This window comes from Streptomyces sp. NPDC005266 (assembly GCF_040607655.1).
Taxonomy (GTDB): domain Bacteria; phylum Actinomycetota; class Actinomycetes; order Streptomycetales; family Streptomycetaceae; genus Streptomyces.
Genome location: NZ_JBEXHC010000001.1, coordinates 363,245 through 386,524 on the forward strand (window position 1 = coordinate 363,245; position 23,280 = coordinate 386,524).

21 protein-coding genes, 1 tRNA gene and 1 pseudogene are annotated in these 23,280 nt (G+C 71.6%); 7 read left to right on the forward strand and 16 right to left on the reverse strand.

The window, feature by feature from the left end:
* The 3 genes from ABZU99_RS01650 to ABZU99_RS01660 form a co-directional block, all read right to left on the reverse strand.
* A partial coding sequence (locus tag ABZU99_RS01650) for a tetratricopeptide repeat protein (RefSeq protein ID WP_356227666.1) occupies positions 1-1,775 on the reverse strand: 1,775 nt, incomplete at its 3' end.
* Positions 1,776-1,956: 181 nt separating this feature from the next.
* Positions 1,957-2,030: transfer RNA gene (locus ABZU99_RS01655), tRNA-Met, on the reverse strand.
* A 68-nt stretch (positions 2,031-2,098) separates the two neighbouring features.
* Entirely contained in the window at positions 2,099-5,044 is a 2,946-nt protein-coding gene (locus tag ABZU99_RS01660) for a UPF0182 family protein (RefSeq protein ID WP_355943660.1), read from the reverse strand.
* 135 nt (positions 5,045-5,179) lie between these two features.
* On the opposite strand from ABZU99_RS01660, the gene ABZU99_RS01665 reads away from it, so the two are divergent.
* Positions 5,180-5,743 carry a PPA1309 family protein gene (locus ABZU99_RS01665; RefSeq protein WP_355943200.1) on the forward strand — a complete coding sequence of 188 codons (564 nt, stop codon included), beginning with the start codon at positions 5,180-5,182 and terminating at the stop codon, positions 5,741-5,743.
* Between the two features lie 35 nt (positions 5,744-5,778).
* Here ABZU99_RS01665 and ABZU99_RS01670 read toward each other — a convergent pair whose 3' ends face one another.
* From ABZU99_RS01670 to ABZU99_RS01685, 4 genes are all read right to left on the reverse strand, one after another.
* Complete coding sequence (locus ABZU99_RS01670; protein ID WP_355943202.1) at positions 5,779-6,873, reverse strand: S16 family serine protease; 1,095 nt, start codon at positions 6,871-6,873, stop codon at positions 5,779-5,781.
* 71 nt (positions 6,874-6,944) lie between these two features.
* Positions 6,945-7,124: a hypothetical protein gene (locus ABZU99_RS01675; protein ID WP_355943204.1), complete on the reverse strand. Its 180-nt coding sequence runs from the start codon at positions 7,122-7,124 to the stop codon at positions 6,945-6,947.
* A 159-nt stretch (positions 7,125-7,283) separates the two neighbouring features.
* A complete protein-coding gene (locus tag ABZU99_RS01680) occupies positions 7,284-7,751 on the reverse strand; it encodes a molybdenum cofactor biosynthesis protein MoaE (protein ID WP_355943205.1) in 468 nt (155 codons plus the stop codon).
* A 66-nt stretch (positions 7,752-7,817) separates the two neighbouring features.
* Positions 7,818-8,927, reverse strand: a complete 1,110-nt coding sequence (locus ABZU99_RS01685; RefSeq protein ID WP_356227668.1) for an SDR family oxidoreductase — start codon at positions 8,925-8,927, stop codon at positions 7,818-7,820.
* A gap of 191 nt (positions 8,928-9,118) precedes the next feature.
* Between ABZU99_RS01685 and ABZU99_RS01690 the strand changes: the two genes are divergently transcribed.
* On the forward strand, positions 9,119-10,585 hold the full coding sequence (locus tag ABZU99_RS01690; protein WP_355943208.1) for a zinc-dependent metalloprotease: 1,467 nt from the start codon (positions 9,119-9,121) through the stop codon (positions 10,583-10,585).
* Positions 10,582-11,109: an NUDIX hydrolase gene (locus tag ABZU99_RS01695; RefSeq protein ID WP_355943210.1), complete on the forward strand. Its 528-nt coding sequence runs from the start codon at positions 10,582-10,584 to the stop codon at positions 11,107-11,109. Before ABZU99_RS01690 ends, ABZU99_RS01695 begins: the two co-directional genes overlap by 4 nt.
* Positions 11,110-11,186: 77 nt before the next feature.
* On the opposite strand, the gene ABZU99_RS01700 is transcribed toward ABZU99_RS01695, so the two are convergent.
* The 4 genes from ABZU99_RS01700 to ABZU99_RS01715 all read right to left on the reverse strand — a co-directional run bounded on the left by ABZU99_RS01700 (position 11,187) and on the right by ABZU99_RS01715 (position 15,091).
* The gene (locus ABZU99_RS01700; RefSeq protein WP_355943211.1) at positions 11,187-11,945 is read right to left on the reverse strand and encodes an AIM24 family protein; all 759 of its coding nucleotides are present in this window, start codon (positions 11,943-11,945) and stop codon (positions 11,187-11,189) included.
* A 16-nt stretch (positions 11,946-11,961) separates the two neighbouring features.
* Entirely contained in the window at positions 11,962-12,645 is a 684-nt protein-coding gene (locus ABZU99_RS01705; RefSeq protein WP_355943213.1) for an AIM24 family protein, read from the reverse strand.
* A gap of 10 nt (positions 12,646-12,655) precedes the next feature.
* Complete coding sequence (locus ABZU99_RS01710) at positions 12,656-14,359, reverse strand: TerD family protein (protein WP_356049642.1); 1,704 nt, start codon at positions 14,357-14,359, stop codon at positions 12,656-12,658.
* A gap of 102 nt (positions 14,360-14,461) precedes the next feature.
* A complete protein-coding gene (locus ABZU99_RS01715; RefSeq protein WP_356049644.1) occupies positions 14,462-15,091 on the reverse strand; it encodes a M48 family metallopeptidase in 630 nt (209 codons plus the stop codon).
* A gap of 205 nt (positions 15,092-15,296) precedes the next feature.
* Here ABZU99_RS01715 and ABZU99_RS01720 point away from each other — a divergent pair, with 205 nt between their 5' ends.
* Positions 15,297-16,418 (forward strand): ThiF family adenylyltransferase, encoded by a 1,122-nt coding sequence (locus ABZU99_RS01720; RefSeq protein WP_355943218.1) that lies wholly within the window; start codon positions 15,297-15,299, stop codon positions 16,416-16,418.
* Between the two features lie 73 nt (positions 16,419-16,491).
* Positions 16,492-17,868, forward strand: coding sequence for an AarF/ABC1/UbiB kinase family protein (locus tag ABZU99_RS01725; RefSeq protein WP_356049646.1), 1,377 nt, complete (start codon positions 16,492-16,494; stop codon positions 17,866-17,868).
* Positions 17,869-17,949: 81 nt separating this feature from the next.
* On the opposite strand, the gene ABZU99_RS01730 is transcribed toward ABZU99_RS01725, so the two are convergent.
* The 4 genes from ABZU99_RS01730 to ABZU99_RS01745 form a co-directional block, all read right to left on the reverse strand.
* Complete coding sequence (locus tag ABZU99_RS01730) at positions 17,950-18,261, reverse strand: hypothetical protein (RefSeq protein WP_356049648.1); 312 nt, start codon at positions 18,259-18,261, stop codon at positions 17,950-17,952.
* Entirely contained in the window at positions 18,258-18,620 is a 363-nt protein-coding gene (locus ABZU99_RS01735) for a WhiB family transcriptional regulator (RefSeq protein WP_355943224.1), read from the reverse strand. Before ABZU99_RS01735 ends, ABZU99_RS01730 begins: the two co-directional genes overlap by 4 nt.
* Before the next feature lie 116 nt (positions 18,621-18,736).
* Entirely contained in the window at positions 18,737-19,003 is a 267-nt protein-coding gene (locus ABZU99_RS01740) for a hypothetical protein (protein ID WP_355943226.1), read from the reverse strand.
* Between the two features lie 142 nt (positions 19,004-19,145).
* Complete coding sequence (locus tag ABZU99_RS01745; protein ID WP_356049651.1) at positions 19,146-21,452, reverse strand: ATP-dependent DNA helicase UvrD2; 2,307 nt, start codon at positions 21,450-21,452, stop codon at positions 19,146-19,148.
* 159 nt (positions 21,453-21,611) lie between these two features.
* On the opposite strand from ABZU99_RS01745, the gene ABZU99_RS01750 reads away from it, so the two are divergent.
* Together ABZU99_RS01750 and ABZU99_RS01755 are read left to right on the forward strand one after the other, a co-directional pair.
* The gene (locus ABZU99_RS01750; protein ID WP_355943229.1) at positions 21,612-21,869 is read left to right on the forward strand and encodes a mycoredoxin; all 258 of its coding nucleotides are present in this window, start codon (positions 21,612-21,614) and stop codon (positions 21,867-21,869) included.
* Positions 21,870-22,263: 394 nt separating this feature from the next.
* Positions 22,264-22,341, forward strand: a pseudogene (locus ABZU99_RS01755) (NrdH-redoxin); the annotation flags it as partial.
* Position 22,342: 1 nt separating this feature from the next.
* On the opposite strand, the gene nudC reads toward ABZU99_RS01755, so the two are convergent.
* Positions 22,343-23,278: an NAD(+) diphosphatase gene (gene nudC / locus ABZU99_RS01760; RefSeq protein ID WP_355943231.1), complete on the reverse strand. Its 936-nt coding sequence runs from the start codon at positions 23,276-23,278 to the stop codon at positions 22,343-22,345.
* Positions 23,279-23,280 lie beyond the last annotated feature (2 nt).

A 23,280-nucleotide genomic window follows, 5' to 3' on the forward strand; every position in this document is an offset into this window, starting at 1 on the left:
GCCCGGGCGCACCACCGCTGCCCCTCGGTGAGCGCACCCCTGCGGGCCGCGAGGAGCGCGAGCCGCAGGGCGGCACGGCCGTGCCCGGCCCCGGCAGCGCGGGTCCACCACAGGGCGGCCTCCGGCTCGCTGCCCTCCCGGGCCAGCAGCAGCCCCAGGTTGAACGCGCCGTTGCTGCTGCCCGCCTCGGCGGCCATGCGGTACCAGCGCGCGGCCTCGACCACATCGCCGCGGGCGGCCGCGAGCATGCCCACGCGCACCTGGGCACGCCGATGGCCCTGGCGCGCGGCCCGCTCGTACCACTCCTCGTACTCGGGGACGTCGGGCACGGACCCGTCCTCGGCTTCGTCCGCCGCCGGGCCGCCGCCCAGCCGGGCCCCGGTGCGGAAACCGGTCCCGGTGCCGTGCCCCGCACCGTCACCCACCGACGAGCGGTCCAGCAGCGCGGCCAGCCGGAAGGCTGCCTCGGCGCTGCCGCGGCCGGCCGCGCACCGCAGATGGCGCTCGGCCGCCTGGCCGTCGCCGTCCCGCAGCAGGGCGATGCCGACCTGGAGCGCCGCCTCGGTGTGCCCGGCGGCGGCGGCCCGCTCGTACCACTGCCGGGCGGCCCGCTCCTCCCCCCGGCCCGCGTACAGGATCCCCAGGTTGAACGCGGCGTCGACGCTGCCCGCCTCGGCCGCCTTGGAGAACCAGGGCTCGGCCCCCGCCGCGTCACCGCGCTGCAGCAGCAGTACGGCGACCGCGTTGGCGGCCTCCCGGTGCCCGGCGTAGGCGGCGCGGCGGTACCACTGCTCGGCCTGCGCGGTACGGCCCTGCTCGGCGCAGAGCAGCCCGAGGTTGTACGCGCCGTTGATGTCCCCGGCGTCGAGCGCGGCCCGGTACCAGCGCTCGGCGGTCTGGGTCTCGCCGCGGTCGGCGTGCAGTGCGCCCAGCGCGTTGGCGGCGTTACCGTCGCCGTCCTGGGCGGCGCGGTGCCACCAGACGGCGGCGCTGTCGGTGTCGCCCGCGTCCCGCAGCAGGAAGGCGAGCGCGCAGGCCGCGCGGGGCTCGCCGTCCTTGGCGGACATCAGGTACCAGCGGCCGGCCTCCTGGCTCTCACCGCGCTTCTCCAGCAGCGTGCCGAGGTGCAGGGCGGCGCGCCGGTGGCCGCGCGCGGCGGCCTGCCGGTACCACTGCTCGGCCTCCTCCGGCTCCGCGTCAACGCCGCCGCCGCGGGGCTCGGCCCCGGCCTCCTCGTCGGCGGTGCGGTCGAGGATGCGGGCGAGCCGGTACGCGGCCTCGCGGTGGCCGCGCTCGGCTGCCGTACGGAACCAGCGCTCGGCACCGATGTCGCTGCGGTGCTCCAGCAGATCGGCGAGCGCGTACGCGCCCAGGGTGTGCCCGGACTCGGCGGACTGGCGCAGCCAGTACTCGGCGGCGGGCTCATCGCCCCGCTCACGGTGGTGGCGGCCGAGGGCGTGGGCCGCGGCGGCGGATCCGGCGACGGCGGCGACGCGCCACCAGCCGGCCGCCTCGTCGGCGTAGCCACGCTGGTGCAGCAGGACGCCGAGGTTGTTGGCGGCGGCGCGGTCGCCCGCGGCCGAGGCGGCGCGCAGATGCGGTTCGGCGCCATCGAGGTCGCCACGGCGCAGCAGCAGCGCGCCGAGTGCGCTCATCGCGGCGGTGTCGCCGGACTCGGCCGCACGCCGGTGCCGCGTCTCTTCCTCGGCATCGTCATGCGTGTGCGCAAAACGCCCTGTTTCCAACAGACTGACCCTGTCCCCCATAAATCCCATCGTGGCATCTCTCGCATCCGGCGTACACCTGGTATACCGCAGCCAGGGAGGTCACTTCAGCGTTTTGTCGACATGCCCACAGAGAGACAACCCAAACGCTTGTAATCGCATTCCCCGAGTGGACGCTCACAGAACACACAACAAGGCCCGGATCCTTGCGGATCCGGGCCTTGTCTGTCAGTAGCGGGGACAGGATTTGAACCTGCGACCTCTGGGTTATGAGCCCAGCGAGCTACCGAGCTGCTCCACCCCGCGCCGTTGTGACACCACCGTACCACGGCGCGCAGGTCCGGCCGCTCGGCCGTTGCCCCAGGTGGGGGCGGTCAGCCGCCCTTGCCCGGCGCCCCCTGGCTCTGTGGCTGGTTCTGCTTCCGCCCCTGCTTGGCGCCCTGCTTCCCGGCGGCCTTCCGCTCCGCCTTGGCCGCCTTGTCCAGCGCCTCCTTGAGCTCGTTCTGGGCCTTGCCGTACGCCTGCCAGTCCTGCGGCTTCTGCTCCAGGGCCCGCTGGCTGTCCTCCCACGCCTGCTGGGCGTCCTTGAGGGCCTGTTGCACCGTCGGGTCGGCGCTCGGCTTCTGGGTGCCGTCGCCGGGCGGCCGCTGCTCGTCGGACGACTCTCCGAAGACGGCGTCCAGAGCCTCGCCCAAGGTGCCCTTGAAGACCGGCTCGTTGCCGTTGTAGGAGACTCCCACCTTCTTCAGCAGCGGGTAGTTGGAGTTGCCGCCCCGGGCGTACACCGGCTCGATATACAGGAACCCGCCGTTGAACGGGACCGTCAGCAGATTGCCGTACTCGATGTCCGAGTCGGTGCCTCTCAGGTTGCGGACGAACTCGGCGACCTCGGGCGTGCCGTTCAGCTTGCTCTGCACCTGCTGCGGACCGGGCACGTCATTGGTGACCTTGAGCATCCTTATCGTGCCGTAGTCCTTGCTCTTGGCGTCGGCGTCGACCGACATGAACGCCCCGAGCGTGGGCCGGCCGTTGGGCGTGAAGGTCGTCGTCAGCGAGAAGGCCTGCGACCGCTGATCGGGCATCCTCATGCTCAGGTAGTACGGCGGGACCGCGCTGCCGTCCTTGCGGGTCGGGTCATCCGGCACCTGCCAGGCGTCACTGCCGCTGTAGAACTGCTTGGGGTCGGTGACGTGGTAGCGGGTCAGCAACTCGCGCTGGACCTTGAACAGATCCTGCGGATAGCGCAGATGCTCCTTCAGCTGGCTGCTGATCTGCCCCTTCGGCTTGACCGTGCCGGGGAACGCCTTCTCCCAGGTCTTGAGCACCGGGTCCTTGGTGTCCCACTCGTAGAGGTCGACGGATCCGTCGTAGGCGTCGACGGTCGCCTTCACCGAGTTCCGGATGTAGTTGACCTTGTTCTGCTGCGCGACCACCGAGCGGTCGTCGCCGCTCAGCGAGTCGGCCGTGCTGTCGCCCAGCGTCGTCCGCGACGCGTACGGATAGCCGTTGGTCGTGGTGTACGCGTCGACGACCCACTTGATGCGGTTGTGGACCACCGCCGGATAGGCATCACCGTCGATGGTCAGCCAGGGGGCGACCTTCTCGACGCGCTCCTTGGGCGTGCGGTTGTAGAGAATTCGCGAGCCGTCGCCGATGGCGCCCGAGTAGAGGATCTGCGGCTCGCCGAAGGCCACGGCGTAGGCGGCGCGGTTGACCGGATTGGAGAGGCTGACCCCGCTCTTGCCCTTGTAGCTTGTGGTCCTCTCGCCGTTGTCCTCGTAGTCCAGCTCCTTCTGGGGACCGCCGACTATCGAGTACTGCTCGGTCTTCTCGCCGTAGTAGACCTGCTGCTCGTAGGTGCCGATCCCGCTCCCGGGGGGACGCCCGGTGGTGGGCAGCCCGGCCTCGGTGAAGGCCGGGGCCCCCGCCTGGTCCGACTTGGGGTCCGGGGTGGCCCCCTTGGCCGCCACCACACCGTAACCATGGGTGTAGGTGAAGTGGTCGTTGATCCAGTTCCGCTTCGGGATGCCGTTGAGGTTGAGCTCACGCACCCCGACGACGGTGTCCTGATCCTTGCCGTCGGGCCCCTTGTAGCGGTCGACGTCCAGAGTCGAGGGGAACTGGTAGTACTTGCGCTTCTGCTGGAGCTGCTGGAAGGTCGGCGAGACGATGCTCGGATCGATCAGCCGGTAGCTGGCCGTCGCGTCGGCCGTCTGCCGGAGCTCGGCGCCGCCCTTGTCGTCGGTCCGGCCCGAGTAGTCCGCCACCTTGGAGTCATCGATGCCGTACGCCTTCCGCGTGGCCTCGATGTTCTTCTGGATGTACGGCGCTTCCTTGGCCTGTTCGTTCGGCTGGACCTGGAACTTCTGCACGATCGCCGGGTAGAGCCCGCCGATGAGGATCGCCGAGAGCACCATCAGCCCGAAGCCGATGACCGGCAGCTGCCAGGTCCGCCGCCACAGCGTGGCGAAGAAGAGCAGCGCGCAGATGACCGCGATGCAGAACAGGATCGTCTTCGCGGGCAGATAGGCGTTGGCGTCCACATAGCGCAGACCCGTCCAGTTGCCGGTCGCCTTGAAATCGCTCGACTTCACCGCCAGGCCGTACCGGTCCAGCCAGTACGCGACCGCCTTGAGGGCGACGAACACACCCAGCAGCACCGACAGATGGCCGGTGGCCGCCGCGGTCGCGCGGGCTCCCGGGCTGGTGACCCGCAGCCCGCCGTAGAGGTAGTGCACCAGGGCGGCGGCGATCAGCGAGAGCACCGTGGCCGCGAAGCCGAAGCTCAGCAGAAAGCGGTACCAGGGCAGATCGAAAGCGAAGAACGCCACGTCCTTGTGGAACTGCGGGTCCTTCTGGCCGAACGGCACACCGTTGACCCACAGCAGCCAGATCCGCCACTGGCCGGCCGCGGAGGCACCCGCGATCAGCCCGACCAGGGCGGTGACCGCGAGCAACACCCACTTCTTGAACGGGGCGATGCCCATCCGGTAGCGGTCGAGGCTCTGCTGCTCCAGCGACATCGCGCTGAGCGGCGGCCGCAGCCGGTGCGCCAGCCAGATGTTGACCCCGACGGCCGCCGCCATCAGCACGCCGAAGACGAAGAACAGGCCGATTTTGGTCTTCAGCGTGGTGCTGAAGACCGAAGAGTAATGAAGTGAGCGATACCAGAGCCAATCCGCCCAAAAACCGGCAAACATGACGAAGAGCATGGCCAGCACGGCCAGCACACCCAGGGTCATGAGCAGGGTCCGGACACGCCGGGACGGTCGGCCGACTCTGATCCGCGGCCCCGTCGGGCCTCCGCCGCGGTCCGGCATCTGGAAAGCCAAGGTGCGCACCTCGAAGTTCGCTGTCGATTGAGGGGCCCGGACACAGGAGGGCCCACCTGATGCAACTTACTCAGGCTTTACTCAGTTCCCGTTTCCGGGTCCGATCAGGGCACGATATGAACCATGTCCAACGCAACCCCCGGAACCGACCCGCTGGCCGCCAATCCGCTGACCCGAGCCGTTCTCGAGATCGACGAGTACGCCTCCGGACTCGGCTGGGACCAGCCCGCCCGGCTCTTCGCCCTTGTCGACACCGCCCAGCTGCGCGCCCAGGAGCCCGGCCTCGCCGCCCAGCTCGGCCTGGACGAAGGCGGTGAGGCAGCCGCCGCACTGACCCCTATCGAGCAGGACGAGCTGCCCGCCGGCACCCCGCTCGACGAGTTCCTCGCCACCATCGCCTGGCCCGACGCCGTGATCGGCTGCGCCATGACCGTGGAGCGGCTGATGCTGCCGCCGTCCGCCGAGGACTCCGTCCCCAAGGACCTGGACGAGTCCCGGCTCGCCGACTGGGTCGCCAAGCACCCGGAGCGCCAGGAGGTCCGGATGACGGTCGCCGTCCTACGGGACGGGTCGCGCGACGCCGCCGTGCGGCTGCGCGAGAAGGACTCCCCGACGGAGGTGCTGACCGGGGCCGGTCTGGTGCCGGGGCTCGCGGACGCGCTGGCCGCCACCTTCGCCACCGACTGACCCCGGGAGCGGAGCCCGCGAGGGGGCGCGCCGCCTCAGCTCGCCGAGCATGTCGGCAGGCCTGCGGTGTCCCCCTTACGGATCTTCTTCAGGGCGCTCAGGGCGTCGTCGATGGTGTGCACCTTCACCAGCCGCAGGCCGTCCGGCACATCCTTGGCCGCGGCCGCGCAGTTCTCCTTGGGCGTGAGGAAGAAGCGGGCGCCCGCGTTCCGCGCGCCGATCGTCTTCATCTCGATCCCGCCGATCGGGCCGACGGTGCCCTTGTCGTCGATGGTGCCGGTGCCCGCGATGAACTTGCCGCCGGTCAGATCGCCGGGCGACATCCGGTCCACGAGTCCCAGTGCGAACATCAGACCCGCGCTGGGCCCACCCACGTCGGCCAGCTTGATGTCGATGCGGACCGGGAAGGTGTAGTCGGTCCCGGCCTGAATCCCCACGATGGCCCGGGCCGGGCCCTGGTCGGCCTTCTTGGTGGTGAGGGTGACCCGCTTCTCGCCGGTGGGCTGCTTGCCGGCCTTCTCCGCCGCCGCGGCCGCCTTGGCCGGCACGACCGCGAAGACCACCTTCTGGCCGGGCTTGTGCTTGGTGACCAGCTTGGCGACGTCCTCGGGCGCGCGCACCGCCGTACCGTCCACCGACTTGATCACATCGCCCGCGTGCAGCCGGCCCTCGGACGGGCTGCCCTTCACCACGATGCCGACGATGACATGCGCGGTGACCGGCTTCTTCAGCGCCTTGAGCGCCGCCACCTTGGCGCTCTCCTGGGACTGGGTGAACTCCTCGGCGTTCTGCTGGTTCACCTCGTCCGGGGTCTTGTCGTCCGGGTAGAGGGTGCTGTGCGGCACGACCACGTCATCGTGCGCCAGCCAGCCGTAGACGGCCTCCACGAGGTTCATCCGGTACTCGGAGCCGGTGACCCGGACGGTGGTCATGTTGAGGTGCCCGCCGGTCGTCTCACAGTCCTTGTGACCGGAGACCTGCAGAACGCACTCGCCGTTGTGCTCACCCAGGGTGTTGTACGTCGGTCCCGGCGACATCTCCGCGTACGGCACCGGAATCAACACCCCGGCGCAAAGCAGCGCGATCAGCATCAGAAGGGAGGCGAGCATCGTCGCAGTGCGGCGTGGCATGGAACGACAGTACGGGACGCGTGCATCAGTCCACCCCCGGGGCCGTCCGTCTGAGGGGCGTCGGCGGGCGCTCAGGCGGCGTCCGAATCGGCGTGCCCGCGCTCCATCGCCTCACGGAAGCGCGCGTATCCAGCCAGTTCCTCGACGTCTCCCCCGCTCTTGCGTTTGCCGGCGCGGGCGGCGATACCGGCGTATATGAGCGCGGCTATCGCCGCGAACACTGGTATGAGCAACCAGAGAAGCGCACCCACAGCGGCCTCCCGTCCCCTGTAAGAACCGCGACTGAAGAACAGCGACTGACAGATCAGCAGATTAATGCTCTGCCAGCTCAACGCTCACGGCAGGGTGCGGGTTACGCAAGCGGAGTACACCCTTCAGAGCCCACCGGGCGCCACAGGCTCGTCCGCGCCTTATGCCCCGACCCATTCCTCGGTACCGTCCGCGAACGTCTGATGCTTCCAGATCGGGACCTCACGCTTGAGGTCGTCGATCAGACGACGGCAGGCGGCGAACGCCTCCGCGCGGTGCGGACAGGAGACAGCCACCACCACGGCCAGATCGCCGATCACCAGATCCCCCACCCGGTGCACGGCGGCCAGCGCACGCACCGGAAAGTCGGCCGCGACCTTCTCGGCCACGCGGCGCAGCTCGGCTTCGGCGGTGGGATGGGCGGAGTAGCCGAGGGCGCCCACCTCCGCGCCCCCGTCGTGGTTGCGTACGGTGCCCACGAAGAGCGCCGTGCCGCCCGCGGCGGCGTCGCCGACCGCCCCGAACACCTCGTCCACGGACAGCGGGGTGTCACGGACGGCGAGCAGCCGGATGGGGTCGTCCGCCGCGTGCTCGCCCGGGTGATCGTACGGATGTGCCATGCCGTCCATCGTGCCGCACCGCCCCGTTCCCATGAAATACCGGATCGCGGAAACTCTTGTCCGAAGCGGGCCCTCTCAGGCCCTGCGCCGTGCCTTGCGGGCGCGCCGCACGATCGCGGCGGTGCCCACCAGGGCCACGGTCGCGCCCGCGGCGCCGAGCGTGGTGGCGTCCTTGCGGCCCAGCCGCCGGCCGGCGACCGTATGGCGGCCGGATACCTCCTCCAGCAGCTCGGCGAGGACTTCCTCATTGGTCCAGCGGGGCCGCCAGCCCGCCCCGTGCAGCCTGCTGCCGCTGACCGCCCAGGGGTGCATCGTGTACGCGAGATCGCCGGCCGGGGACGGCGTGAGCCCCAGCCGGTGCAGCCGGGAGGCGGCGCCCAGCGCGACCGCCGACGGCAACTCCATGCGCCGGATTCCGGACAGCTCCTCGACCTCCTCCTGCTCCAGCCAGCCCTCGCAGCCCACCGCGAGCTCGCCCTCGACCTTCTCCAGGGCGGCGTACTCCAGCGCGCTGACCAGGTCTTCCATATGGCAGAACTGCCAGGTGGGGCGGGATCCGGCGACGACGAGCAAACGCGGCGACTCGAAGTAGCGGGTCAGCGCGGTGTCGGTGCCGCCGACCAGGATCGCGGGGCGCACCACGGTGACATTCAGCCCGGGGTGCGCGCGGGGCGCACGCTCCCCGAGCCGCTCGATCTCCAGCAGATCGCCGACCCCGGTGGCCTCGGCGGTCGCCCGCAGCTCCGCGTCCTCGGCGAGCGGAACGTCGTTGTCGGCGAGCGCCCCGTAGACCATCGCGGAGGTGCACAGCACCACCCGGTGGACCCCGGCGGCCGCCGCGGCCGTCAGCACGGTCTGGGTGCCGCGCACGTTGTACGCGGTGCGGGCGGCGGGGTCGGTCCCCAGATCGAGGTCGACCGCGAGGTGCACCACGACATCGGCGCCGCGCAGCTTCTCCGCGATGGCCGGATCGCGGACGTCCAGCACATGCCACTGCGCCTCGGTCACCTCACCGCGGCGCTCGTCGATGGCCACCACATGCTTGATCTCCTCGGACTCCGCGAGCCGCTGCGTGAGCAGGGCACCGGGGCCCGAGGCGGCACCGGTGACCGCCACGACGGTTCGTCGTGCGGTACGGGCCGTATCGTTTCGCGCAGGGCGAACTTCTCGGTCTGGGGAACTCACCGGGCGTCTCCAGCGGTTGTCTTCAGTACGCAGCGCACCGACGCGTGCATACCAGGTGACGTCCATCCTGCCGCAGGGCGGCGATCAGCGAAGCACCGAGCCCGGAAACCGGCGAGGTGTCTAGGCTGGGGGGTGATGTCGGGCATCCGCCGCCGGCCCGGGGCCGGTGGCCCAACGAGCCGAGGAAACCCGTGAGTGACTCCCCATTTGGATTCGGCCTTCCGCCGGAGGAGCCGGAGGACGGCGACGACGGCAAGAAGAAGGGCGGCCAGGGCGGCGAGCAGGGCCCCGCGAATCCCTTCGGGTCCGGCGGCGCGGGCGGAGCCGGCGGCGCGGAGAATCCGTTCGCCGCGATGTTCGGATCGCTGAACCCGGGCGATCTTGGCGCCGCCTTCCAGCAGCTCGGGCAGATGCTCTCGTACGAGGGCGGCCCGGTGAACTGGGACATGGCCAAGGACATCGCGCGGCAGACGGTCGCGCGCGGCACCGCCGACGGCACCAAGGACGAGAGCGTCGGCACCGCCGACCGCGACGCGGTCCAGGAAGCCGTGCGCCTGGCCGACCTGTGGCTGGACGGCGCCACCTCGCTGCCCTCGGGCTCGGCCGCCGCGGTGGCCTGGAGCCGCGCCGAGTGGGTCGAGGCGACCCTGCCGGTGTGGAAGGACCTGGTGGACCCGGTCGCCGAGCGGGTCGGTGCCGCCATGGGCGATGTGCTCCCCGAGGAGATGCAGGCCATGGCCGGCCCGCTGCTCGGGATGATGCGCTCCATGGGGGGCGCCATGTTCGGCACCCAGATCGGGCAGGCGGTCGGCGTGCTGGCCGGCGAGGTGGTCGGCTCGACCGATATCGGGCTGCCGCTCGGCCCGGCGGGCAAGGCGGCGCTGCTCCCGGTGAACATCGCCGCGCTCGGCGCCGGCCTCGGCGTCCCCAAGGAAGAGGTCCGGCTGTATCTGGCGCTGCGCGAGGCGGCCCATCAGCGGCTGTTCGCGCATGTGCCGTGGCTGCGCTCGCATCTCTTCGGCGCCGTCGAGGGGTACGCGCGCGGGATCAAGGTCGACACGGCCAAGCTGGAGGACGCGGTCGGCCAGCTCGACCCGACCCACCCCGAGCAGCTGCAGGAAGCCCTTCAGCAGGGCATGTTCCAGCCGGAGGACACCCCCGAGCAGAAGGCCGCGCTGGCGCGTCTGGAGACTGCCCTCGCCCTGGTGGAGGGCTGGGTGGACGCGGTGGTGCACGCCGCGGCCGCGCCCCATCTGCCGTCCGCGGGCGCCCTGCGCGAGACGCTGCGGCGGCGCCGGGCGAGCGGCGGGCCCGCCGAGCAGACCTTCGCCACGCTGATCGGCCTGGAGCTGCGGCCGCGCCGGCTGCGGGACGCCTCCCGGCTGTGGGCCTCGCTGGCCGACGCCCGCGGTATGGAGGGACGCGACGGGCTGTGGGGGCACCCCGACATGCTGCCGACCGCGCAGGACCTCGACGACCCGGACGGCTTCGTCCACCGCGAGCAGCTGGACTTCTCCGAGCTGGACAAGATGCTCGGCGAGGCGGCGGGCGGCGGGGCCCCGAAGGCGTCGGACGACCGCGACAAGGACGACGCCGGCGGCCATGAGGACGGCGGCGAGAGCGACGGCAAGGGCGACCGGGGCGACGGCGAGAGGTGAGTCTTCACACCGACGCGGCGCGGGTCCTCGCCCAGTGGCCCGCGCCCGACGCCGAACAGGAGCGGCTGCGGCTGGAGTACGGCGACCATCTGGCCGCGTATCCGGACGGTCTGTGGAAAGCCTGCCGGGACGGGCATCTCACGGCGAGCGCGCTGGTGATCGACCCGAACCGTGAGCGGGTGCTGCTCACCCTGCATCGGAAGCTGGGGATGTGGCTCCAGATGGGCGGCCACTGCGAGCCGGACGACGCCACCCTCGCGGACGCGGCGCTGCGCGAGGCCACCGAGGAGTCCGGCATCGAGGGGCTGACCCTGCTGCCGGGCGGCCCGGTGCGGCTCGACCGGCACCACACGCCGTGCGCCTGGCACCTGGATGTGCAGTACGCGGCGGTGGCGCCGCGGGGCGCGGTGGCGGCGATCAGCGATGAGTCGCTGGATCTGCGCTGGTTCGCCTACGACGCGGTGGCGGACGTGGCCGACGCGTCGGTGCGGCATCTGGTGACCCGTACCCGGGCACTGGTCTGAGCCGAGCACATGGCCGGGCCCCGCACCGCGGTGGTGCGGGGCCCGCCGCGGTGCGGGGCCCGCCGAGGCTCAGCTGTTCAGTTGCTGAAGATGTTGCCCTGGTTCTGTCCCCGGGCACCCTGCTGGCCCATGCCGAACTGCGCGGCCACGCCGCCGCCGAGCACCGCGTTCTGCGGCGGGAGGAGCTCGCTGGGCTGGACGAGGGCGTAGCCCTGGCCGAGGAAGCTGAGCTCCCAGCCCTCCCCGGTGTTGCCGCGCCGCCGCCAGACGCCCGAGGAGTGCGTCTGTGCCTGCATCTGGACCCGCAGCGAGCTGGACCAGGCGACGATGGCGTCCGCGTCCACGTTGACGTACTTGTCGGGCGTGACCTGGAGCATCAGCGGCTGACCCGAGGTCATCAGCGCGACCTTGCCCCGGCCGGAGATATTGACGTTGTACTTGCCGGAGCCGGAGATTCCGTACTGGCTGTCCACCGCGATCGCCTCCCAGTGGAGCGTGGAGTCGAGGGCGATGACATAGGAGCTGTCGACGGTCAGCCCGTCGTGGTCCACGTCCACCACATGGATGTGCTGGGCGAGGTTGGCGAGATAGACCGTGCCCTGCCCGGAGCAGCGCATCAGATCGAGCGCCTCGCCGGTGCGGGCACGGGCCCGCTGCTGCCCCGGCGTCTGGTACTCGCCGTCGAACTCGATCAGCCCCTGATAGGCGACCATGCTGCCCTTACGGGCGAGCACATCCTCATGGCCGCTGAGGGCGACCCGCAGCAGCTGCGGGTTCTGCAACGCGTAACGGTCCTGGGTCTGGTTCTCCGTGAAGCCGAAGAGCGGGCTCTGCATGCTGTCTCCCTCCCCCTCAGCCCCGCGCCCGGAGCCGGTCGGTGCTGTCCTCACTGGGCTGTACGACGACGAAGCCCTGCCCGGAGAAGCCGAGCTGATACGCCTCGCCGCTGCCCCTGCCGATCAGGGACGACGCCTTGAAGCTGCGCTTGCCCTTCACCTTGAGGCCGGTGGACCAGGCGACGAGGGCGTCCGGGTCGACATAGGTCTCGTCCTCACCGCGTCCGCAGTCGACGACGATGGGGGTGCCCCGGGAGGTCAGGGCGACCCATCCGTTGCCGGAGACGCCCACGTTGAACAGGCCCTGTCCCGCGAACTTGGCGATGCCCTTGACCCGCTCGACGCCCCACTGGAGGTGCGCGTCGAAGGCGAGCAGATTGGTGCCGTTGACCGACAGCGCGTCGCCGTTCAGATTGATGCAGACGACATTCGCCCCGTAGTCGGCAAGGTAGAGCAGCCCGTCGCCGCTGCACCTCATGAGGGGGGCGCCCTCACCGGTCAGCCACTGGGAGGCCATCTGGCGCACCGCGGGCGGGTTCGGCTCGTACTGCACGAAGCCCTCGTACGCCACCATCGAGCCGGTGCGGGCGAAGAGGTCCTGGCCGCTCTGCATGGCGACCTTGAGCATGCTGGCGCCGTGGTTCTCCATACGGGCGGCGACCGGGGCAGGGGCATAGCCCGTGATCAGTTGCTGGTCCATGACGGTGCCTTCAGACCTCATAGGGCTGGACGACGATGAAGTTGCCGGGCGCACCGCGGAACTGGAGGTTCACGGTCTCCCCGCTGTGGCCGGGGTAGGCGCTGCGGCGCAGCCGCACCTGGCTGGAGATGATCACCTGCGAACCTGCGGACCACGCCACGATGGCGTTGCTGTCGGCGAAGGTCGTCGGGGTGACGGGGAGGACGACCGGGGTGCCCTCGGTCTTCACGACGACGGTGCCGGTGCCCTGGAACTGCATGGTGAACAGCGCGCCGCCGGGGATGCCATGGCCTTCGATGCGGCGCACTTCGTGGTGCAGCGACTCGTCGAAGGCCAGCACGTTCTCGGCGGCGACACAGATCGCGTCGCCCTGGAGCTCGATCGGGTGGAGCTCGGCGGCGTTCTCGGCGAGGAAGACCTGGCCCTGGCCGCTGCAGCGCATCAGCTGCATCTCCTGGCCGGTCGCGTTGCCGACGATCCGGCCGCGGAAACCGGCGCCCTTGTAGCTGAACTCGACCTTGCCCTGGTAGAGCACCATCGTGCCCTGGCGGGCGAGCACAGGCTGACCGCCGACGCCGAGGTCGACCCGCATCAGCCGGGGATTCTGCGGGGTCCAGCGCTGGCCGGTGGGCGCCTCGCGGAACTTGGCGAGCGCGCCCTGGACACCTGGGGCGCCGCCCTGGGGGGTCTGGGGGGCGCCGCCCTGGGGGGCGCCGCCCATGCCCTGCGGCTGTCCGTACGGGGCGGGCTGGCCGGGGTACGGCTGGGCGGGCGGCTGTCCGTACGGGGCGGGGGCGGGCGGGGCCTGACCCGGCGTCTGGCCGAACTGCGGCTGCTGGCCGGGGAACTGCCCCGGCGGTGCGGGCGGCGGGGCCTGGCCGGGCGGCACGATGGGCGCGGCGATGGTCGGCGCGCCGTGCATCTGCGGCGTCCCGGGGGCGGGTTGAGGGGCCGGCGGCGGGGTGCCCTGCGGAGGCGCCCCCTGGGGCGGCGTGTGGTGCGGTGTTCCCTGGGGCGGTGTTCCCTGGGGCGGCGTTCCCGGGGGCGCGCCGAAGGCGGGGGCGGGCTGGGGCGCGGGCGGCGCGGGGGCGGCCGGGGCCGCGAAGCCCGGGGCCGGGGCCGCCGGGCCGCCGGGCGGCGCGAAACCGGGCGCGGCGCCCTGGGCGGGCGCGGCGGCGGGCTCCTCCTCGGCGACCTCGCCGCCGAAGTTCTTGAGCAGCGCGTCCAGTCCGCCGTCGAAGCCCTGCCCGACGGCTGCGAACCGCCAGACGTCCTTGAGGTAGAAGTCGCCCAGCATCACCGCACGCTCGGTGGAGAACTCCGCACCGCTGAAGGCGTACCGGGCCACTTCCTCGCCGCCCGCGACGATCCGGAGGTAGCCGGGGCCGATCTGCGACATCTGGCCCGCGCCGTCGATGGTCGCGGTGAAGGAGAGCTTGTGGATATGGGACGGCATGGCATCGAGGGTCACCCGGAACGACTCGGTGTCACCGGCCTGCGCCCCGAGTTGCTGTATCGCTTCTTCAGGTGATTTCGGCTGATTGAAGAAGATGAAGTAGCGGTCGTCCGACAACCGCTCGTCGGCGTCGAGACCGAAGCAGCTGATGTCGAAGCTCAGGCCGGGGCCGGCGATCTGCACGCCGACGTACAGATCCCTCCCGGCCGTCAGGTCACTGATCTTGGCCTTGTGGCCGCGCTGGAATTCCCTGGCCATACGTAACGACCGTCCCCCATCCCGATACCGGTGTGTGCGTTGCGCGCCAGGCTAGTCGCTGCCGCCGACTATGAGCGACGCCGGGAAGCGGGGCGCGGTTCCTCAGCTCTGCTCGTCTCCGCTCCCGGAGAGGTGCGGCAGCCGCCCGGCGGCGACCACGCCCTCAAGATATCCCCGCGCCCGCTCGGTGCGCGGATACGCCTCCAGAAGCCGCCAGAAGCGCGGACCGTGGCCGGGCACCAGCAAGTGGGCCAGCTCATGGAGGAGGACATAGTCCACGACGTACTCCGGCATGCCCTGGAGCCGGTGGGAGAGCCGGATGCTGCCCTCGGCCGGGGTGCACGACCCCCACCGGGTGTTCTGGTTGGTGACCCAGCGGACGGTGACGGGCCGCGCCCGGCCGCCCAGGTACTGCTCGGACAGCCACTCGGCGCGGGCGGCCAGCTCGGCGTCGCCCAGCATCCGCTTGCTCTCCTGCGCCGCGAGCTTCTCGAGCATGACGGTCACCCAGCGCTGCTCCTCCGCCTCGGACATCCGGGCGGGGATGAGGACGACGGTGCGGTCGCCCTCGCGGTAGGCGGAGACCGTCCTGCGCCGTCGGGCGCTCCGGCGGACCTCGACCGCGCCCGCCTCCGCGCCCTGGTCCTGCGGGCTCGGGGCGGTGCGCGGTGCTCGGGCGGCGCGGCGCGAGGGGCTCTCCCCCACGATGCGGGAGGACGGGTCGGCGGGCACGCCCCGACGTTACCCGCTGGCGGCCGGTGAAGTCCCGCCCCGCACCGGTTCCGGGGCGAACCACTCCAGGGTGTGCACGACTTGTACGACTAATTTCGCGGCCTGTGGACAACGCTCGGCGGCGGCCGGGTGCCGGACCGCATCCTGGGGGCGGTTCGACGGACGAAGGCGGACCGACCGACGAAGACCATCGACGGGGGGCGGCATGCATCCCATGCTCAAGCCCGCGCTGCGGCGCGGCTGGCGGAGCCGGGACACGGTGCAGTTCGGGGTGGCCCGGGCGCACGCGGTGGTGATGGGCCCGGTGGACACGGCGACGGGCAGCTTTCTGGAGCTGCTGGACGGCACCCGCGGCCTGCCGCTGCTGCGGCAGGAGGCCCGGGCCCTCGGGCTGCCGGAGGGTCGGGCCGACGCACTGGTGGACCGGCTGACGGCGGCCGGGCTGCTGGACGAGCCGAGGGACGGCGGGGAGCCCGCGGCCGCCCTGGACCGGCTGCGGCCGGACGCGGCGTCGCTGTCGGTGCTGCACCCGCAGCCGGGTGCCGCGGCGCGGCTGCTCGCCGCGCGACGCGCGATGCGGGTGCAGGTGCGCGGCGCGGGGCGGGTCGGGTCGGCGGTCGCCGCCATGCTCTCGGCCTCGGGCGTCGGACAGGTCGATGTGGTGGACGGGGGCTGTGTCGAGCCCTGGGATGTGGCTCCCGGCGGGCTGCCCGCCGAGCGGGTCGGCGAGCGGCGGGACCTGGCCGCGCGCCGTCTGGTGCGGCAGACCGCGCCCGGCCCGCTGCCGCGCCGGGCGGCGCGGGAGCCCGCGTCCGGCGGCGAGCCGGGGCTGGCGCTGGTGGTGATCGCCCCGCGTGACGGGCTCGCCGCCTACGCACCGGATCCGGTGGCCGCCGAGCCGCTGCTCGCCTCCGGGACGCCCCATCTGTATGCGGGGGTCATCGAGGCCACGGGAGTGGTGGGGCCGCTGGTGGTGCCGGGCATCACCCCGTGTGCGGGCTGCGCCGCCGCGGGCCGGGCCGAGCGGGAGCCGGAGTGGCCGAGGATGCTCGCGCAGTGGAGGTCCGGCCGCCGCCGGGCCGCCCCCGCCTGTGACACGGCGCTGGCCATGGTGGTGGCGGGGATCACAGCGGTGCAGGCGCTCGCCTTCCTCGACGGCCGGCCCTCCCCGGCGGCCGGAGCCCGGTGGGAGCTGGCGCTTCCGGCCCTGGTCTGGGAGTCGCGGCCGGTCGAAGCGCATCCCGGCTGCGGCTGCGGAGCGGCCGGGGAGGAGGATGCGGTATATGCCTCGGCCGTAGAGGCACCGCACGCGACAATGTCCGGGTGACCGACGTCCGGGGATGGGGCGACGGGGCCCGGGGGCCACCCCCGGGGTGGCTCAGTTGTAGTTGGAGGGGCGCATGTCCGATCTGCCGCGCAAGGCGATCACCCGTACCGCCAAACTGGCGGCGCTGCCCTTGGGATTCGCGGGGCGCGCCACCTGGGGGCTCGGGAAGCGGATAGGGGGGCGGCCGGCGGAGATGGTCGCGCGCGAGGTGCAGCAGCGCACCGCCGAGCAGATGTTCAAGGTCCTCGGCGAGCTCAAGGGCGGGGCCATGAAGCTCGGACAGGCGATGTCTGTCTTCGAGTCGGCGCTGCCCGAGGAGATAGCCAGGCCGTACCGGGCGGCCCTGACCAAGCTTCAGGAGGCGGCGCCTCCCATGCCGACGCGCACGGTCCACGCGGCGCTGGCGGAGCGGCTCGGCCCGGACTGGCCTGAGCTCTTCCAGGAGTTCCAGGACAAGCCGGCGGCAGCCGCCTCGATCGGGCAGGTGCACCGCGCGGTCTGGCATGACGGGCGCGAGGTGGCGGTCAAGCTGCAGTACCCGGGCGCGGGCGAGGCGCTGCTGTCCGACCTCAACCAGCTGAGCCGGTTCGCCCGGGTGCTCGGGCCGCTGGTGCCGGGGCTGGACATCAAGCCGCTGATCGCGGAGTTGCGCGACCGGGTCGCCGAGGAGCTGGACTACGAGCTGGAGGCGCGGTCCCAGCGCGCCCATGCGGTGGAGTACTCGCAGGACTCCGAGATCGTGGTGCCGGATGTGGTGCACCAGAGCGACCAGGTGCTGATCACCGAATGGATGGAGGGGGTCCCGCTCTCCGAGGTGATAACGGAGGGCCGGCCCGAGGAGCGGGACCGGGCGGGTCAGTTGCTGGCCCGCTTTCTCTTCTCGGGTGCGTCCCGCACCGGGCTGCTGCACGCCGATCCGCATCCGGGCAACTTCCGGCTGCTGACCGGGGACGACCCGGACGGCCCGCCGGAGCGGTGGAGGCTGGGCGTGCTGGACTTCGGCTCGGTGAACCGGCTTCCGGAGGGGCTTCCGGAGCCCATCGGCCGCGCGCTGCGGATGGCGCTGGACGGCGACGCCAAGGGCGTCCATGAGCTGATGCGCGACGAGGGGTTCGTCAAGCCGACGATCGAGATCGACCCGGACGACCTGCTGGACTTTCTGCTGCCCATGCTCGAACCGGCCCAGGTCGAGGCGTTCCCCTTCGACCGGGAGTGGATACGGAGCCAGGCGGGGCGGGTGGCCGACCGCCGTTCGCCCGTCTATGAGCTGGGCAATCAGCTCAATCTGCCGCCCGCCTATCTGCTGATCCACCGGGTCACCCTGAGCACGATCGGGGTGCTGTGCCAGTTGGGGGCGACGGTGCGGCTGCGGGAGGAACTCGAAGCGTGGGTGCCCGGCTTCGCCCGGGACCCGGAGCCCGAGGAGCAGGCGGCGGAGACCTCCGCCTGAAGGCGCGGGCACAGCCGAAGGGCCGGTCCACCGGGACCGGCCCTTCGTTGTGCCCTGTTCGTCACAGCGTCAGAGCTTCACTCAGTGCATGACCGCCATGGCCAGAGCGCGGCGGGCGCGGAGCGAGGCACGCTCCGCACGGCGCTGCATACGGCGGGCGGCGGCGAGCCGGACGGCCAGGCGTTCGGACTCGGCCTCGTGCAGCCGGTCGTGCATATGCGCACGAGCCAGGGCTTCTGGGATGAGTTGCATTTCGCGGTTCCTGTTCTGGCGCGACTCGGGCGCGCCGGAGCTATGGCGTGCGGGGGTGTCGGAGACCGGTGGGGTCATCGTTGGGACCTGCTTCTTGGGGTCGTGCGTCGCTGGGCGATCGATGGTGCCGAGGGTGCTCATGCGGCGACCGGGTTCTTGCGCGGACGGCCACGCGGCCGCTTGCGGGCCACCACCACGCCCTGGACAAAGAGCTCGCCACCCCAGACACCCCAGGGCTCACGGCGGTCCTTGGCCCCGGCGAGGCATGCCTCACGCAGCGGACAGGTCTGGCACAGCGACTTCGCGTACTCGACGTCGGCCGGGGACTCGGCGAAGAAGACCTCCGGGTCGTACGAGCGGCACGGGACGGCGACACCCAGGTTCTCGATGGCCTCATCGAGTTCGGTGAGGGCGGTGAGGGGGGTCAAGGAGTCCTCCGAGGAGTCGGGCGGGCGGTTCAGGTCGGCTGCTACGGACGGGGCGTGCGCGTTGAGTTGCACGGTGGTGTGTTCCTCGTCTCTTCGGTCCGGCTGGTGGCCGGGCTCTGGCAAATCAAAAGGGCCGCGGATCCCGGTGTGGGTTCCGCGGCCCTGGAAGGTGCCGACCTGATCCTGGATCAGGCTGGATAACTCCAGGGTTCGAGCCTGCGGAGGGCCCACGTCTTGTGGTGCTGCTGCGTCATCCGGGATCCGGCACCATTGGCCGCAAAGGCATAGGCAATTGCCCGTGCCGCTGCCGCTACCGCAGGTGCCTGGATCGGTCGCTCACTGAGGCGCGCTTCCATGGCGCCGGACATGCCGGTGCCAGGCAGCGCGGAGCCGAGCGGGCAGGTGGCGACGACCGATCGATCGGTCATTTTGACGGTCTTCATGAAGCTGATCACTGGTCTCCGCCTCCTCTCGGCGTCTCAGGGGACTGGTCAAGACCAGTCCGGGTGTTCAAGTACAGCACGGATTCCCCGGTTCCCGGAAGGGCCGTTGTCTCCGTGCTCGGAAGGCTATGGGTACGCCCTCCACGCGCGCAAACTATTTTTCCGTCGAGTTCTGCCGAGGGTCACCCGATTGGCTGTCCCCGGGCCCGACGGCCCCTTCGCCGTCGCGCGCCAAGGGCAGTTCCCGGCCCGCGCACAGCGCGAGAACATCCGCGCCGAACCTGCCGAGTTTCCGTCTTCCGACACCAGAGATGCCCGAGAGCTCCGATTCGGTTCCCGGAACGGCCTCGGCGATCGCGAGCAGTGTCTTGTCGGTGAAGACACAAAAGGCCGGCTGCCCCAGCAGCCCCGCCTGCTCCGCCCGCCAGTCGCGCAGCCGCTCGTAGAGCGCCTCGTCCAGCTCGGACGGGCAGTCCTCACAGCGCATCAGCTTCATCTCGCCCGCGTCGGTCAGCGTCCTCCCGCAGACCCGGCAGTGGACGGGGCCACGCCGCTTGCGCACCGCGGCGCCGCCCGTGCCGCCGGCGGCACCGCGCTCGATCCCGCCGCCGCCACCCGCCGGGCGGGCGCCCAGGGCCGCGGAGCCGGGCCGCAGCCCATTCAGAAAGCGGGTGGGGCGACGGGTGGCGCGGCCCCCGGGGGCGCGTGAGAGCGCCCAGGACAGGCTCAGATGGCGGCGGGCCCGGGTGACGCCCACATAGAGCAGCCGGCGCTCCTCCTCGATCTGCTCATCGGTCTTGGCGTAGGTGATCGGCATCATGCCCTCGGTCAGACCCACCAGAAAGACCGCGTCCCACTCCAGCCCCTTGGCGGCGTGCAGTGAGGCGAGCGTCACACCCTCGACGGTCGGGGCGTGCTGCGCGGCGGCCCGCTCGTCGAGCTCCGTCACCAGATCGGACAGCGTCACCCGGACGCCCGCCGCCGAGCGGCTCTCACAGAACTGCTCGGCGAGCCGCACCAGGGCGGCCAGGGACTCCCAGCGGTCGCGCACCGCGCCGGATCCCGCCGGGGGCTCGGCCGTCCAGCCACGGGTGGACAGCACGGCCCGCACCTGGGACGGGACGTCTTCGTCCGCCAGCACGGGATCGGCGCTTCCCGCGCGGGCCGCGCCCCGTAGCAGCAGCCCCGCCTCGCGCACCTCGGGACGCTCGAAGAACCGCTCGGCGCCGCGCAGCTGGTAGGGCACCTGGGCGTCGGCCAGCGCCTGCTCATAGAGCTCCGACTGGGCGTTGACCCGGTAGAGGATCGCGATCTGGCTCGCCGGAACGCCACCGCCGCCCTGCTCGACCGGGGTGATCAGCTCGCGGATCCGGCGGGCCGTGGCCTCCGCCTCGGCCGGCTCGTCCGGATAGGCGGCGTAAACCGGGTCGGGGCCCGCCTCCCGCTGCGAGACCAGCTCCAGCCGGTGCTCGGCGGCCCGGCCGCGGGCCTGGGAGAGCAGACCGTTGGCCAGATGGACGACCTGCGGGGTGGAGCGGTAGTCACGGATCAGCTTGACCACAGTGGCCCCGGGGTGCCGGGTACGGAAGTTCAGCAGATGGTCGGGGGTGGCGCCGGTGAAGGAGTAGATGGTCTGGCTGGCGTCGCCGACCACGCACAGGCTCTGCCGGTCGCCGAGCCACAGCTCCAGCAGCCGCTGCTGCAGGGGGCTGACGTCCTGGTACTCGTCCACCACGAAGTGCTGGTACTGACGGCGCACCTGGTCGGCGATGTCCGGCCGCTCCTGGAGCACGCCGACCGTCAGCAGCAGAACGTCCTCGAAGTCGATCACGCCCCGCTCGCGCTTCAGCTGCTCATAGGTGCCGTAGATCCGGCCGATCTCGGCGGGGTCGCGGGGGGCCTCCCGGCCGGACTTGGCAGCCGCTGCCGGATAGTCCTCGGGGACGGTCTGGGTGACCTTGGACCATTCGATCTCTCCGGTCACATCCCGCAGCTCATTGCGGTCCAGCCGGACCCGGCAGCGCGCGGCGGCCTCGGCGACCAGCTGCACCTTCCGCTCGACGAGCCGCGGCACCTCCCCGCCCACCGCCTTGGGCCAGAAGTACTGCAGCTGGCGCAGGGCCGCCGAGTGGAAGGTACGGGCCTGCACCCCGCCCGCGCCGAGCTGCCGCAGCCGGCCGCGCATCTCGCCCGCCGCGCGGTTGGTGAAGGTGACGGCGAGCACACTGGCGGGCTGGAGTATCCCCGCGCGCACCCCGTAGGCGATCCGGTGGGTGATCGCACGGGTCTTGCCGGTGCCGGCCCCGGCCAGCACGCACACCGGGCCGTGCAGGGACGTCGCCACCTCGCGCTGCTCGGGGTCGAGCCCCTCGAGCACCGCGTCGGCGTCACGGGGCGTGCCCGCGTACGCACCGGGCGTGGAGCCGTGCGGGAACAGAGTGGAGGACGTTGCTGCTGTCACCCCGCCATGCTGCCAGGTCCCCTGAGACCCCGCGCCGGTTGTCCACAGCCGTGCCCGACCGGTCGTACGAATCCGGCTCGGCGCTCCGGGAATGACCCGAGCGGGGGTAAGCGTTCTTCCTCTGCCCATCCCACCGAGCCTCGAGGAGAGCGAAGACCGATGTCCGGCACTGTGACGATGTACAGCACCACCTGGTGCGGCTACTGCCGCCGCCTCAAGGGGCAGATGGACCGCGAGGGGATCGCCTACACCGAGATCAACATCGAGCAGGACCCGGAGTCGGCGGCCTTCGTGAAGAAGGCGAACGGCGGCAACCAGACCGTGCCCACTGTTCAGGTAGTTCCCTCCAGTGGTGGCGCTGAGGTCGTCATGACGAACCCGAGCCTTGCCCAGGTGAAGCAGGCGCTCGGCGTCTGACCGGCGTGACGCACAACCCCTGATCGGCCTGGAGCTGATCGGGGGTTTTGTGTACTCCGGGGTCTTTCCTGTTTCGGAAAGCCGGGGATCCTGACCGTGTCTGGAAAGCCGGGGATCTTGACCGTGCTGGCCGAAGGCCAGAAGCATCGAACGCAGCAAGGACTGTCGACGTGAGCGGGAAGCCGTGGGCGCACCGTTGCGGAAGCTGCCGGGAGACCCGGAATGCGAGAAAGCGACGTGTACCGCATGCGCTACACGCCCGACCGCGCGTTCATCGGCGGTGACCGGCTGTCTGCCGACCGACTCGCGAAGTACCAGGGTTACCGGGATGTGGCACTTACTCACGCAGCTCTCCCCGGCCGCTCCCGCATGGAGGGAACGCCGCAGACCGTGCCCGACTGCCCTCTTCCCCGACGGCTTCACCCTGACCAACCCTCGCCTCGCCCAGGTCAAGGCGAAGATCGGGGGTTGAGTCAGCCCCGCGTCAGCGGCTTGCCGTACCAGAGCTCGATCAGCCGGGCCGCGATCGAGATACCGGACGGAGGCAGGACCTCCCCGGACTCGATCGCGGCCCGCAGCTCGTCCCGCGAGAACCAGCGCGCCTCGTGGATCTCCTCCCCGTCGACCTGGATCCGGGAGGACGTGGCGCGCGCCATGAAGCCGAGCATCAGGCTGGACGGGAACGGCCACGGCTGGCTTGCCACGTACTCGACGTCGCCGACCTGGACGCCCGCCTCCTCCGCCACCTCGCGGATCACGGCCTGCTCGATCGACTCGCCCGGCTCCACGAAGCCCGCGAGCGTCGAGAAGCGCCCCTCCGGCCAGTGCACCTGCCGACCCAGCAGCGCCCGGTCCAGCTCGTCCGTCACCAGCATGATCACGGCCGGGTCGGTCCGCGGGTAGTGCTCGGCGCCGCACGCCGGGCAGCGGCGGATATGGCCCGCCGCCGCGATCACGGTGCGCTCACCGCAGCGTGAGCAGAAGCGATGCAGCCGCTGCCAGTTCTCCAGCGCCACCGCGTGCACCAGCAGCCCCGCGTCCCGCTCCGACAGCAGCGCGCCCGCCTCGCGCAGCCCCGCGGGGCGCGCGGACTGGTCCATCCGTCCCGGCAGGGAGTCCTTCTGGAGGGCGAAATAGCGCACACCGTCCTGGTCGGTGCCCAGGAAGTAGCGGTGCGTCTCGGTGGGCGGGGCCTCGAAGGACGGAGTCATGACCAGCTCGGTCCGGCCGTCCGGGGTGTCGTCGACCAGGGCCTGGCCACCGGAGACCACGAAGACGCGCGTCGTCGGGTGGCTCCACGCCGCGGCCAGCCACGCCTCGTCCAAGCGGTGGTGAGCCGCGCGGTCGATACCGCTCGCGGCGCTGAGCGCGATCGGCCGGTCGGCGGTGTGGTCGGTCCAGGTGGTCACGG

Bases quoted from the DNA above. Each gene is read 5' to 3' on its own strand.
- ABZU99_RS01700 (WP_355943211.1), bottom strand. From the start codon at position 11,945: ATGCAGAGCCCGCTCTTCGGCTTCACGGAGAACCAGACCCAGGACCGT.
- ABZU99_RS01720 (WP_355943218.1), top strand. From the start codon at position 15,297: ATGCATCCCATGCTCAAGCCCGCGCTGCGGCGCGGCTGGCGGAGCCGG.
- ABZU99_RS01710 (WP_356049642.1), bottom strand. From the start codon at position 14,359: ATGGCCAGGGAATTCCAGCGCGGCCACAAGGCCAAGATCAGTGACCTG.
- ABZU99_RS01665 (WP_355943200.1), top strand. From the start codon at position 5,180: ATGTCCAACGCAACCCCCGGAACCGACCCGCTGGCCGCCAATCCGCTG.
- ABZU99_RS01730 (WP_356049648.1), bottom strand. From the start codon at position 18,261: ATGAGCACCCTCGGCACCATCGATCGCCCAGCGACGCACGACCCCAAG.
- ABZU99_RS01750 (WP_355943229.1), top strand. From the start codon at position 21,612: ATGTCCGGCACTGTGACGATGTACAGCACCACCTGGTGCGGCTACTGC.
- ABZU99_RS01705 (WP_355943213.1), bottom strand. From the start codon at position 12,645: ATGGACCAGCAACTGATCACGGGCTATGCCCCTGCCCCGGTCGCCGCC.
- ABZU99_RS01725 (WP_356049646.1), top strand. From the start codon at position 16,492: ATGTCCGATCTGCCGCGCAAGGCGATCACCCGTACCGCCAAACTGGCG.
- ABZU99_RS01680 (WP_355943205.1), bottom strand. From the start codon at position 7,751: ATGGACGGCATGGCACATCCGTACGATCACCCGGGCGAGCACGCGGCG.
- ABZU99_RS01660 (WP_355943660.1), bottom strand. From the start codon at position 5,044: ATGCCGGACCGCGGCGGAGGCCCGACGGGGCCGCGGATCAGAGTCGGC.
- ABZU99_RS01670 (WP_355943202.1), bottom strand. From the start codon at position 6,873: ATGCCACGCCGCACTGCGACGATGCTCGCCTCCCTTCTGATGCTGATC.